Here is a 12,617-nt window from a genome sequence, read left to right on the forward strand (position 1 = left end):
CTTGGGAATGTGTTCGCATGTATACTATACATCATGGCGAACGAACCAAACCAATCACCCAAAATCCACGGACGCGGCTCCGGTATTCAGCCGGCCAATCCCTATCTGCACGTTTTGCAGGAGGCCGACTGGGAACATGTGGCTGAGGACGAGGAGTATCTCACCGAATTGGGGCGGCCGCGCACGGTGTACTTGCCGGACAATTCGCAATCGATCATTAGCGAGAACGACAGTCCAGACATTCCGTTTCGCTATAGTGTGAATCCCTATCGCGGGTGTGCCCATGGGTGTAGCTATTGCTATGCGAGGCCAACGCATGAATATCTAGGGCTCTCGGCGGGGATTGATTTTGAAACGAAGGTGATGGTCAAGCATCGCGCCGGTGACCTCCTGCGCGATTGGCTGGCGCGGCCTGCCTGGCGACCGGAGCCGATCACCTTCTCGGGTGTAACCGACTGTTATCAGCCCGCCGAGCGTGAGTTTCGTTTGACGCGTGCTTGCCTGGAGGTGGTGCTGGAGGCGAATCAGCCCGTGCATCTGATCACCAAGAATGCCTTGGTCCTGCGCGACCTGGATCTATTGAGGGAACTGGCGGCTAAGAATCTGGTTCGTGTGGCGGTGAGTATCACGAGTCTAAATCAATCGCTTACTCGCGTGATGGAACCCCGCACTAGCAGCCCGGCGGCACGACTTGCTGCGGTAGAAGAACTTTCCTCAGCAGGCGTTTCGACGTTTGTGATGGCTGCCCCCATGATCCCCGGTCTCAATGATAGCGAACTACCGAGCATCTTACGTGCGGCAAGCGAAGCGGGTGCTCAAGGCGCGGCATTTGTCCTGCTGCGACTACCAACGACCGTTCGTCCCGTGTTTTTTGACTGGCTCGAGCGCCAGGTTCCGGACCAGGCAGAAAAGGTGAAAAATCGAATTCGCTCCACGCGCGGTGGGCGCGTTAATAGTGCGCGTTTCGGTGAACGGATGCGAGGCACGGGAGAGATCGCCGATCAGATCGCACAGACGTTTCGTGTCTTCGCGGCAAAGTACGGGCTAGCGGGCAAGTTGCCGCCGTTGGACTGCTCGCAATTCCACCCACCACGCGCGAAGAGCGGGCAGATGTCCTTGTTTTAAGGCGAGCCAGAAGCATAAGCGCCTGGAGTTCTCAGAATTCGATTAAACGCAGAGTGCGCTGAGCCGCAGAGATTCGCAGAGAAATCTCAATTCAAATCTCTTCTCTGCGCCTCTGCGTTTAAAATCTTTGAATTCTAGAATTACTACCCATTTGGCTGCGTAATGCTACAATGCACGCATGGGCGAAAAACCATCACGTGCTGGGTATCCGAGTTGGGCTGCTCCTGGGCTTGGCTTATTGGTTGGCATGTTTCTCTCTTATGCCACGCTGCTGCAGACCGAGCCCTTGTCGCCCTACCCTCCTTTAATGACGCTCGCGATTGGAGGGGGGATCGGATGTCTGGCGGGTCTATTGATCGGACTGAGAGAACGCTTCCGACGTTAAGGCAGCGGAAAGTACTGCCGCGACATAGGTGCCGATCTCTGGCTCTTGCGAGGCGCGAGGACCTGCCACATTCAATCGTTCGACGCGATGCTCCAGGATAAAATCCGCGATGCGCTCTCCGGCTTCGATGACCGAGGGGGTTTCTTCTTGGGCAAGGTGCAGACAAGGTTTTCCCGCACGCTCGGCAACGGCTAGCGTGAGTGCCGAACCGCCGGTGGCATTTGCTTGAGCAGTAATGACCAGAGTGGCGTCGGAGTCTCGCACATTCCAGCGGGTACGCTGGTCGTATTTTGCACTGCTTGACTCTTGCAAGTTGTATTGCAAGTCGAGCGGACCATCTTCAGCGCGTCGACCGAGTGGGCACCAACCAGCGTGATCCAATCCAAAACGGATTGCAAAATCGAGGGCGGCACGGTCAGCGCCCGTTTGGCCTCCCGAGACAATCGTGAGCGGCCACTCCATACTAGGGCCGCAACCCGTCGGGGATGCCATCGGGGAAATATTTCTTGATGGCGGCTTCGATGTAGGCGACGCGGTTGGCCGGCTTGGGATGGGTGCTCAAGAATTCCGGCGGACCGCTGCCACCAGCCTGCTCTAAGATTCGCATCACCCCTTCCATGGCTCGTGGATCGTAGCCGGCTTGATAGGTGAGTCGAACGGCCCAGTCGTCGGCTTCGATCTCCGCCTCGCGACCATATTTCATGCCGATCGCCGAGGAGATCATCTGTCCCATCTGTGCTCCCTGCTGGCTCCCTGCCAAAACGCCGATCGCCCCCGCTAAACCCTGGAACATTCCTTGGCGGGCCATCTGCTTGTTGCCATGTCGCGAAAGAACATGGCCAATCTCATGCGCCAACACGCCGGCAAGCTGGCCCTCGGTTTCTAGATCGCGATAAAGTGCTTCGGTGATAAAGACCTGTCCGCCTGGCAAGGCGAAAGCATTGACTGTTCGAGGGTCGGCGAGAAGCGTGAACTGGAAAGCCTTCTCATAGGGATTGTGGCGATTTGCGTCGGGATGCTCTTTGTTGTACTCGGCAAGTTGACGGTCGAGACCTTCCAGAATTCGCCAACCGACTTGCTGGACCTGCTGCTGAGCGGCCACCTTGCGGGAAGGGCCACCATGCATGCCGACCATCTCGGGAGCAGCTTGAACTCCCAATTGGATTTCTTCCGCCTCTTCCGTCATCGCGACGCGCTCGGTCTCACCGGTAACTTCATTCTTATCGCCCGGCTTGGTGTAGTAACTAATAAAGGCAAACGCCGCGATGGCTAGCGCGATCAGCAGCCGAATCTTGATAGCGCTGCCCGCACCACCACCTCCTCCTGAACCACCGAACATCGGACGGCGTTCTTGGCCGTAGCTGGAAGTGCGACGTTGTTGCTGGGGAAATGGAAATCGCAGGGGAATTGTGCGTGCCATAGTCGGTACTCAACGTAAAGAGGAAGATATCGTCGAGCATTAAATATAACACGGTCGTCTCGCTTGAAAAGGCAACGCCCAGGGACCACAGGAGAACTGCAAAGTCCGTTTATTAGCCGATTGGCATAGCATTCAATGCCGCCAGCTAGTGGTATGGTTACAAGGAATCATCGCGAATTACCAGACGCCAGCAATGCCTTCGCTTCACCGATGGCAAGGCGAAAAAATGACTTTGCAGTTCTCCTGCCCGGGACCAGAATCCCGGGGCGTTGGGCGTATTCGTGGCGAGCCGTAAACATAAGTGACCGGAGCATTACGGCAGGCAATGCGTGAGTGCCACCACTGCGAGCGCTGTGGCCAACAGCGGCTCGTCTTCCTTCATCAGCGGGCTGACAGTATTCACGAAACTACCGTCAGTGCGCTGATGCTTGATCACAGCGGCGGCGAGGGCGTCACGCTCTGCGGGAGGAAAATCGAGCGCCCGATAAACTTCCGCCCGGGCGGCGTAGTGATAGAATCGGATCGCTTCGCCCCACGGTTCGGGATGGTCGGTCGGCACCCCCTGGGGATAGTCCAGATTGGTATATTTCTTGAGCCAGCCGACAGCTGCCGTTACGCGTTCGTCATCTTTCGGCACCCCGGCAGCAAGCAGTGCAAGAATACCGTCGCACGTAGCAGTGGCGTAGCTCCGCCACTGGTTCTCCTCTTCATCAAAGCGGCCCTTGTTGGCTGCGAGTACAACCGGCGAAAAATAGAAACCGCCGTCGAAGGGTGATGACATGATCGTTTCAGCACTCTCCGGCAACGGTTGGACGGCAAGCGCTGTGGACTGCTTTTGCAAAACTCGGAGGAATTGTTGAGCATGGTAGCTATAGATGAGATCATAATCCGCAAGTGCATAGATACCACTTTGCATTGTTCTCAATGCCTGCAGAGCACGACGAGTATGGGCCAGGTCCATATGTCCAGATTCGCCCGGCTGCTGAGCGATGTTGAATCCCCAACCCCCAAAAGCAGCCATCGCTGTCGTAAAACCATCGTCCCCATCAAACTGAGCGTTGAGTAGAAATGTCCTCATTGAGAGCACGTGCTCAGATTCGATCCCAACAAGGCTAGGATCGAGTGCGCGCAATCTTTCAATCGCCAAGATCGCATAAGCCGTGCTGTAAACGGGGTACTCGAGAATATCAGGATCGCTGCGACCAAGTGCGCCGTCGGCATCGAGATGCTCGATGATGAATCGCATCGCCAACTGGGCCTTCTCGGCGTTTTCGGTAGAGAGTGAATCTGTACTCCCAAGCAACGCGTGTAACACGAAGGGCGTGAGCGCCTGCCCGGAGCGCAGCACGGCATATTGTTCACTACTCCAGGAGCCGTCGTCGTGTTGTTGGCTCCAAAGGTTGTCGACTGCGCGAGTAAGTGCCTGCTGTGGCGAGGTTGCTTCTGCAGGGTGCAGTGCACTTGAATTTATAATCGACAACAGTAGCAGCAGCGGGCGAACCATGGTTTGAAACTCCGTGTTATCAACAATTCAACTATGATCAGCGTACGTAATTCTTTCAACGCAGAGTTCGCTGAGGCGCAGAGAAGAGTTTCTGATAAAATCTCTGCGAACCTCAGCGCCTCTGAGACCTCTGCGTTGAATCTTTTTCTGGTGGAATTCTTTCCCTGGGCATTGGGCTTGATTACTTCCCTGCGTCGGCCATCTGATGACTATTCGTACGCTTAGCCATGTCGCTCAGGAACTCGGCGTCGTTCTCAGTGGTGAGACACTGCACTACTGCCGCTGTGCAGAACACGGGGCTGGTAATGCAGTGGTGGCCGCTCCAGGAGCCGTCGCCGTTTTGTACTTTTTCCAGCCGGGTGGCCATCTTGCCGTTCCAGTTTTGGAACTTGTCGCCGCCGGCGATCACCAGTGATTCGCTGGTCATCAGATAGCTGAGATACTCCTCGCCACCGTTGTTGCCAAAGCCTTTGAGTAGGTTCTCATCGCCGAGGCGATCCATCTGGGCCTCATTCTGCTGGGCGGCTTTGGCTAGTTTCTGGGCAGCAGCACCTCCGACTCCAGCAACCATGAGTGACTCTTCACTAACCGGAGCGCTCGCGGCGAGTTTGCCTTCGGCTTTTGCCTTGTCGACTCGAGACTGAGCTTCCTGAGCATCGGCAGCATTGGCGCGCATCGAGCCGTTGAAGGCGTACAACTCGACTCCCGCGGCAGCCGAGGCATCGGCTTTGCCGCTCTTGGAGTCGAAGTTTCCTTTTTGATAATTGCGGGCCTTTTCAAGGACGTCCTTGTCGATTTCTTTGCCATTGGCGGCTGCGATTTCCAGCGCCGAGCAGGAGAGCGACGACTGCAACACGGGTGCCCAACCGCCACCCTTCCCCCAACTGCCATCGGCCTGCTGCGAAACTTGCAGCTTGGCAAGGCACTTGTCGATGGCCGCATCAACACGCTTGTGCAGTGCTTCATCCTTCTCGACCAACGGCAACACGCGCGACAGATACTGCGACGTCATCGCTGTGTCGACGTAGCGGCCCAGCTTGATCTGTGGCTGGGTCCCTTCGATGTCGGTGATGAGTGGGCCTTCGACTTTTGATTTCTCAACGGCTGTCAACAGATATTCTAATCCTCGTTTCGCTTGCGACTGATAAAGACCTTCGACGGGAGTATGGCCAGCCCTCATGAGTGACAGAAGTGTGAATGCGGTCGTAGCAGGATCAGTTTGAATGGCATGGGGATCACGAACACTTTGCTGGGCATGCGAGCCACCACCCCAGCCGCCGTCGTTATGCTGGGCGGCAATCAGCCACGCGATTCCCTTCTGCAAGAAGTCGGGCAGATTGCCGGGATCTACTGGTTGTGGCTGAGGTTTCGGCTGATTCTCAGCGACAATCTGGTCGACGACCTGCTTGGTCGCCGCAGCTGCCGGGTCGTCCGCGACGGGCTTGGCGGACAGCGGATGAATCAAGCTGGCGACCGCTAGCAGGGCCAGCGCAGCACAGCACACACGGGGAACATTCATGACGGGCTCCTCTCATATCGGGAACTACGGGATGGAAAAGTGCGCCGACCCGTGGGGCGGCTACAATTTGGACGCAGGCCGGGGGGGAAGAGTTCCCCGGATTTTTTTGGGATGTGCCCACAGACTGGAAAGCACGATAATTCACAGAACGATGTAACCTAAGCATGTCTTGCGAGGATACGTTTCCAGCGGCGATGTGCAAAAAACCGTTGTTGGTTAGCGTCGGCACATACAACTGGTTATGATTTAGGCACAATCGCTACCACGCATGACAAGGGTTTCTCATCATGGCCAGGGAGTTGACAAATGCTTCGCTGTTTGGTGGCTTCTTCATGTTTATCGTTTGCGCCTCGGGATGCACCGAGGACGGCGAAAAAGGCCTCCAAAGCAAAGACAATGTCACAGTTTATCTGGACTCACAGCAAACGCCATCCGCGCACAACGAAATAGCGACGGATGACTTACCCCATTTCATCCCGGGAAAAGCGAAGGGCGAAGTTCTGCGAGACGTCCAGTGGCGCGGTGCGTTTTTTGAGGCGTCCGGAATCGAAGGTAAAGATATCTCGGCAATCTTATTTAATGTGGTGCCTAGTGCTGCCGAGAATGACGAGCTTGGTGTATGGGTCTACTCTATCTTTGAAGAGGACAAGTTCGTCAAGTTCGTGGAGAACCCGTTCACGATGGACGTGAGAGATAGACTTCCTGCGGAGCTTCTTGAGAAAGTAGAGGACGAGAGTGGCCAAAGTTACCAGCAAATAAGGCGCAGGAGAATTGGCGATGCAGCACTTCTCAAGTTCCTATCACAAGCCGAACCGGCAAGAGTTGATGTTCTGAAAAAAAAGGCGGAAGCCGCTGGAACTGCTCCTTCACAAATCGATCCTGGACTTACCGCGGCAGTCCTCGGCATGAAATCACTTGGTATTGACCCATTCCCGAACGCCGAAGATGACTATCGGTTGAATGCACAATTACGCGAGCAATTCAATGGGGCCCGCTTGAATATAGGAATTTCAGAAGAGCGAGTTAAAAACATCTTTGGCAGCGAACCAGTGAAAACTGGCAAGGTGGAAGGTGGCACTTATATGCTATTCGGCAGACCATTAACCAGTGCGGTAAACGTTCGACCTGGATTACTGTACACAAATGTGTTGACATTGTTTGATGACCGTGGCAACTTAACGTGGGCCGCTTCTGTGGACGCGTACGGCGCTTGGCAAAAGAATTCATACTTCCTTGAATGATCGGTAGCCTCGGATGCTTCTTTGCCAACTAGCACGGTCACAGCGACCCCCCGCACGAAACGCGGTCTCCATCCTGCGTAGGACGACACACCTTCGCCCTTAGCTAACAAACCTGCTCCGCTGGGTGTCAGATCCATCTATGGGCATAGGTACCGATTATTGCGCCCGCCGTTTCCGCCCCCGCGGGGCGAACATCTTCTGTACGGCGGTGATTCCTTCTAGCAGGCGGTCGACTTCCTCCGGGCGGTTGTAGAGATAGAAACTTGCTCGCGTGCTGGCCGAGATGCCCAGCAGTTTGTGCAGCGGCTGGGTGCAATGGTGGCCTGCGCGGACGGCGACGCCGAATTGGTCGTTGAGGACTTGGGCGAATTCGTGGGCGTGGATCTTCTCGAAGGCAAAACTCACGAGACTACTGCGATACTCTGGCGCGGGGCCAAGAATCCGCAAGCCATCGATCTGACTCAAACCTTCATAAGCATACTTAACCAGGGCCTGCTCGTGGCGATGGATCTCCTCGAGACCTATGGCCGAGAGGTAGTCGATGGCTGCTGACATGGCAATGGCAGGCACGATGGGAGGCGTGCCAGCTTCGAATTTGGCGGGCAACTCGGCAGGGGTAAACCCATCGAGGCACACCTCGTTGATCATACTCCCGCCACCCAAAAATGGTGGCATCGCGTCGAGCAGCGCTTCCTTGCCATACAAAATGCCGACCCCCGAAGGGCCGAGCATTTTGTGACCGCTGAACGCCAAGAAGTCGCAGTCCCAAGCGGCAACATCCGTGGGCAAGTGGGGTACGCTCTGGGCGGCATCGACCAACACCAAGGCTCCTACAGCGTGTGCTTGGGCGATGATCTCGGCAATCGGATTCACGGTACCGAGCGTGTTCGACATGCTCGTCACGGCGACAAGTTTAGTTTGCTCGTTGAGCAACTCACCGAACGCCTCCATGTCGAGCTGGCCATCCTCAGTCATGGGCACATGCCGCAGTGTTGCACCCGTCTTGGCAGTGACCTGTTGCCAGGGTACCAGGTTGGAGTGGTGCTCCATGACCGTGGTGAGAATTTCGTCGCCGGGGCGGAGATTCGTTTCCCCCCAACTGCGCGCCACCAGATTGATTGAACCAGTGGTTCCCTGGGTGAAGATAACTTCCTGCGGGTTGGCCGTGCCTATGAAGCGAGCCACTTTTTCGCGGGCTTCTTCGTATTGCTCGGTACTGCGTTCGCTGAGGGTGTGAATCCCGCGATGGACGTTGGCATAGTCGCGTTCGTAGACCCGCGCGATGGCGTCGATCACTTGGCGGGGGCGCTGGGTACTGGCGGCGTTGTCCAGAAACACCAGCGGGTGACCGTTAATAATGTCGCCAGAGAGAATCGGAAAGTCAGCGCGAAGCGATTCAGGCAACATTGCCGACTGATCTATAGTTTCCAGAGAGTTCATGATTTGTCCGAACTTTCCACGGGGGCATGCACTGCCGATTGCAGCACTTTCCACGAAAGCAGGCAGCACTTTTGCCGATTGGGAGTTAGGCGCGGGCCGTAAAGCTCGAGCATGTCGGCAGCTGAGAATTCTTTGATATCGTCAACCGTTTTGCCTTGAAGTTTTTCCAGGAGCATCGAGGCAGAGGCCTGGCTGATGACGCATCCCTCGCCATCGAAGAATGCATCGACAATCTTGCCATCGCCGTCGAGTTGAAGCTCAATTCGTACCACGTCGCCACACAGTGGATTCTTGTCCTGGTGGGCATGCGTGGCCGTAGGGAGCGAACCGCGATGAAACGGGTCCTCGTAGTGATCGAGAATATGGTCCTGGTAGAGTTCTTCTTCGGAAGGCATGGGGGGAAAGTTAGGTGTGGAATGTTGAAAGGCAAAGGGGAATATATCTACCTTCTCACATCTATCATGGAACTTCTAGTCCCTCGTTGTGTCATTCCGAAGGAGCCTAGCGACTGAGGAATCTGGGTTCCATCCCTTTCCTCGCTCAATGGGGGCTGGTATTGCAAGCCAGATCCCTCGGTCGCCAAGGCTCCCTCGGGATGACAAATACTACCACGGCTTATCGCGCAGGATTTCGGTGGCAGCATTCTTCCCGCAGGCGCCCATCACGCCGCCGCCGGGGTGGCTGGCGGCGCCGCAGAGATAGAGGCCCGGCACAGGGGTGCGATGGTCAGCCCAACCGGCGACGGGGCGGAAGCAGTAGAGCTGATGCAGTGGCATGGCCCCCTGCATGATGTTGCCACCGGTGATGCCGAAGGTTCGTTCCAAGTCGAGCGGCGTGAGAACCTGGCGATGTTCGATTGCAGCCGGGACATTCGGGGCATACTCGGCAAGGGTTTCAACACAGCGAGCGCCGAAGGACTCACGGATATCGTCCCAATTTCCATCGGCAAGCTTGTACGGAGCATATTGTACGAACATCGAGAGAATATGCTTGCCGGGGGGAGCGATCGACGAATCGACGCTGGTGGCCATCGTGCATTCGAGAATCGGTTTCTCACTGGGCCGACCATATTTGGCATCGTCGTAGGCGCGTTCCAAATAGTCGAGCGACGGGCCGATATGCATCGTGCCGTGATGTTGCGGACCGACGCCGTCGCCGGGTAGGCAAGAAAACTTGGGTGGTTCGCTCAGCGCCAAGTTCACCTTGGCCGAGGCCGAAGAATAATCGATCCGCGCAACCGCTTCGCGAAATTCCTCGGGCAGCGCATCAGGTGACAACAATCGCTCGAAGGTAAGGTGGGCATCGACGCTCGATGCCACAATGCGCGAGGAAAGCTGCGACCCGTCTTCGAGTCCCACTCCACAGGTGCCATGTTTGTCGGTATGGATGGCATGGACGGGGGCCTCGCGACGAATCTCGACGCCGAGATCAGTGCAAGCGGAGGCAATTGCATCGGAGAGAGCTCCCATGCCTCCCTGCACGTAACCCCATACACCCCGCGCGCCGCCGGCTTCACCCATCACGTGGTGCAACAGCACATACGCACTGCCGGGGGAGCTGATCGATGTGAACGCGCCGATGATGGCATCGGTGGCCAGAGTGGCTCGCAACACGTCCGACTCAAACCAGCGCTCGAGGATGGGTCGCGCCGCACCGGTCAAGAGTTCCACTGCCTCTGGCAAGTCGGCACCAAGCGACTTGATAGCATTGTGCATGTCAAGCAGTTTCTTACCGTCGCGCAGCCGTTTGCCCACGCCAATCTTCCGCCATGACTTCGGCAGCGGCAACGGATCGGGGGCCGCTTCGCCAAGCACCGGTTCGAGCGTCGCGGCAACTCGTTCCAGCAGCGCTTCGTAGCGGGGAAAAGCTGCCGCGTCGCGCATGCTGAATTTTCCGATCTCGCGCTGGTTGAGCGATGCGTCGGGACCCATCAACAGGCTGCGACCGTCGGGAAGCGGCGTGAACGAAGACGGAGACCTCGGAAGAATTTTCAGTCCATATTCCTTGAGCCTCAGCTCTCGCAAGATTTGCGTTTGGAACAAGCTGATCACATAAGCGGCGGTGGAGACTTTGTAGCCGGGCCAGAGTTCCTCGGTTGATGCGCAACCACCCAGCACATGCCGCCGCTCCAGCACGCACACCTTGCGGCCTGCCTTGGCGAGATACGCCGCTGCAACCAATCCATTGTGTCCCCCGCCGATGATGATGCAATCGTACGCGCCGTGTTTGGCCATCGTCTTTCACTTCCATGCTCGATGATTGAACTAGTACAACGAGAATTGTACAGAAGCGGATAGCAAAGAGTCGAGAGTCAAGAGCCTGAAAAGAAATCTCGCTCTTGACTCTTAGCTCTCGATCCTTGACTAAATCCCCAGCACCTTGGCCGTGGCGAGCCACATGAGTTCGCCAGCGCCGGGGGCAATTTCGTTGTCCATTCGCACAGAAGCGACAGCACCCTTGGCAAGCCGCAAGTTGGCATTGGAGTTCCCCACCAGGGCCGCGGTGAGCCAACCGACATCGGGGGCATGGCCGACCCAGCAGACCGATTCGCACTCGGATTGGCGAGTCCAGTCGAGCAAGGCCTGGAAATCGCTGCCCGGCTCCAAGGCCTCCAACCGCTCGACGGCCGGTTCACGCCGGGTGTACTGAGAAATCAATTCGGCTGTCTGCTCGCAACGAGTATAGGGACTTGTAGCCACCAGTTCCGGTGCGAATCCCCGCTCGGAGAGTGCTTGCACAACTTGCATGTAGCGCTCAGAACCTTCCGGCTCCAGTTCGCGCATGCTGTCATCCGGCCAACGGGGATCGCCGTGTTCATAGGCCCAGGCGTGTCGTGCGATGTAGATATGCATGGGAGGGAAGTGGTCAGTGGTCAGTGGTTAGTGGTTAGTGGTCATTATTTTTCACGCCAGATATCAGCTTCTTCGATGGCAAGTTCTCGTTGTCGACCGGCAATTGCCGCTTTGAAGCGTTTGGCATCCATGGGGTAGCCGGCGGTTGGTTTCAGGCCGGGGATCTGGCGGCACCAATAATCGTTGAATGCCCGCATGGCCAATTCGCGGTGGTACTTGGCGGTCATCGAGGCGAGCGCGACGGGGAGTTCCGCTTCTCCATTGGTGCGAAACTTGATCTCGGTCCGCGAGTCGCTCGCCCCCCAAGCATAGTGACTTACCGGGCCACTCTCGGCAAGGGTATCGATCCACTGGTCGGGGAAATAGTGTTGCAAGAGTGCAAGATAGCGATTGCGGCCACCATGTTTGTCGCATGTGATGAAGAGGGGACTGGGGGCTGGGGGATGGGAGCTGGGGAGACTTTCTAAGACGTCGCGGACCAAGCCAATTGAGACATGGGACAGTGCGGCACCTTTGGTGCCGAAGTGGGTAGTTAGTTCGTTGAACTCTCGGGGGAACACCATGCGAGTGCGGAGGTCGTGTAGATGGACGCCCGCGAAGACGCAAGCGGTTGTGAAGCGAGAGGAGAGGTCGGTGATTTCTTCTCTGCCTGCGTCGAGAGGTAACTTGCAATTGTAATCTGCGTACCAGGGTACTTTCGGGGCATGAGTTCCAATGAGCGTCTTCCAGCGAGCCGGCTCGTCCCCGAGCCCGTTCCGCAATCCCACCAAAACTCCACGTTCCAATTGCCGCAATCCCGCGCCAGGTTTGTAGAGTTGTTTCGAGTCGGCGATGGCAATCTGGGTGGTCGATGGCGTGGGGGAGACGATGTCTGCAAGATGCGTGTAGAGGTCGCAAGCCAACCCCCGCCTTCCGGCGAGGGCTATTGAGGACCTTGGTGATTTATTGGCTCGTGACTCGCAACTCGCAACTCGCGACTCATCCTCCACCCACCATGCCGAGGCCGCGACTACCAAGGGGCCTAGATTCGGACCGTATCCCGCTTCGTCGATGCCGATGAGCCATGCCATGGGGTGAGTATAGCGTAGAAGCGGATTCCCTGCGATGCGTTGCATCGCGGCTTTTTTTATA

General features: G+C 56.7%; 11 protein-coding genes. 2 read left to right on the forward strand and 9 right to left on the reverse strand.

The features are described 5' to 3' along the window. The first annotated feature begins 33 nt into the window (after nt 1-33). Nucleotides 34-1,125, forward strand: a complete 1,092-nt coding sequence (locus Pr1d_RS24280) for a PA0069 family radical SAM protein (protein ID WP_148075948.1) — start codon at nt 34-36, stop codon at nt 1,123-1,125. Between the two features lie 349 nt (nt 1,126-1,474). On the opposite strand, the gene Pr1d_RS24285 is transcribed toward Pr1d_RS24280, so the two are convergent. The 4 genes from Pr1d_RS24285 to Pr1d_RS24300 form a co-directional block, all read right to left on the reverse strand. Next, entirely contained in the window at nt 1,475-2,002 is a 528-nt protein-coding gene (locus Pr1d_RS24285; RefSeq protein ID WP_210417826.1) for a putative molybdenum carrier protein, read from the reverse strand. After that, the gene (locus Pr1d_RS24290; protein WP_238476584.1) at nt 1,974-2,930 is read right to left on the reverse strand and encodes a M48 family metalloprotease; all 957 of its coding nucleotides are present in this window, start codon (nt 2,928-2,930) and stop codon (nt 1,974-1,976) included. Before Pr1d_RS24290 ends, Pr1d_RS24285 begins: the two co-directional genes overlap by 29 nt. Before the next feature lie 313 nt (nt 2,931-3,243). Continuing rightward, on the reverse strand, nt 3,244-4,434 hold the full coding sequence (locus tag Pr1d_RS24295; RefSeq protein WP_148075949.1) for a prenyltransferase/squalene oxidase repeat-containing protein: 1,191 nt from the start codon (nt 4,432-4,434) through the stop codon (nt 3,244-3,246). 181 nt (nt 4,435-4,615) lie between these two features. Next, nucleotides 4,616-5,953: a prenyltransferase/squalene oxidase repeat-containing protein gene (locus tag Pr1d_RS24300; RefSeq protein ID WP_148075950.1), complete on the reverse strand. Its 1,338-nt coding sequence runs from the start codon at nt 5,951-5,953 to the stop codon at nt 4,616-4,618. 287 nt (nt 5,954-6,240) lie between these two features. Here Pr1d_RS24300 and Pr1d_RS24305 point away from each other — a divergent pair, with 287 nt between their 5' ends. Beyond that, entirely contained in the window at nt 6,241-7,194 is a 954-nt protein-coding gene (locus tag Pr1d_RS24305) for a hypothetical protein (RefSeq protein WP_148075951.1), read from the forward strand. Nucleotides 7,195-7,350: 156 nt separating this feature from the next. Here Pr1d_RS24305 and Pr1d_RS24310 read toward each other — a convergent pair whose 3' ends face one another. The 5 genes from Pr1d_RS24310 to Pr1d_RS24330 form a co-directional block, all read right to left on the reverse strand. Continuing rightward, nucleotides 7,351-8,634, reverse strand: a complete 1,284-nt coding sequence (locus tag Pr1d_RS24310; RefSeq protein WP_148075952.1) for an aminotransferase class V-fold PLP-dependent enzyme — start codon at nt 8,632-8,634, stop codon at nt 7,351-7,353. Continuing rightward, nucleotides 8,631-9,029 carry a Fe-S cluster assembly sulfur transfer protein SufU gene (gene sufU, locus Pr1d_RS24315; protein ID WP_148075953.1) on the reverse strand — a complete coding sequence of 133 codons (399 nt, stop codon included), beginning with the start codon at nt 9,027-9,029 and terminating at the stop codon, nt 8,631-8,633. The genes Pr1d_RS24310 and sufU overlap by 4 nt, the downstream gene beginning before the upstream one ends. Before the next feature lie 210 nt (nt 9,030-9,239). Beyond that, nucleotides 9,240-10,868, reverse strand: coding sequence for a phytoene desaturase family protein (locus Pr1d_RS24320; RefSeq protein WP_148075954.1), 1,629 nt, complete (start codon nt 10,866-10,868; stop codon nt 9,240-9,242). Nucleotides 10,869-10,997: 129 nt separating this feature from the next. Beyond that, complete coding sequence (locus tag Pr1d_RS24325; RefSeq protein ID WP_148075955.1) at nt 10,998-11,486, reverse strand: SixA phosphatase family protein; 489 nt, start codon at nt 11,484-11,486, stop codon at nt 10,998-11,000. 44 nt (nt 11,487-11,530) lie between these two features. Continuing rightward, nucleotides 11,531-12,601 carry a hypothetical protein gene (locus Pr1d_RS24330; protein ID WP_148075956.1) on the reverse strand — a complete coding sequence of 357 codons (1,071 nt, stop codon included), beginning with the start codon at nt 12,599-12,601 and terminating at the stop codon, nt 11,531-11,533. Nucleotides 12,602-12,617 lie beyond the last annotated feature (16 nt).

This window comes from Bythopirellula goksoeyrii, from assembly GCF_008065115.1.
Taxonomy (GTDB): domain Bacteria; phylum Planctomycetota; class Planctomycetia; order Pirellulales; family Lacipirellulaceae; genus Bythopirellula; species Bythopirellula goksoeyrii.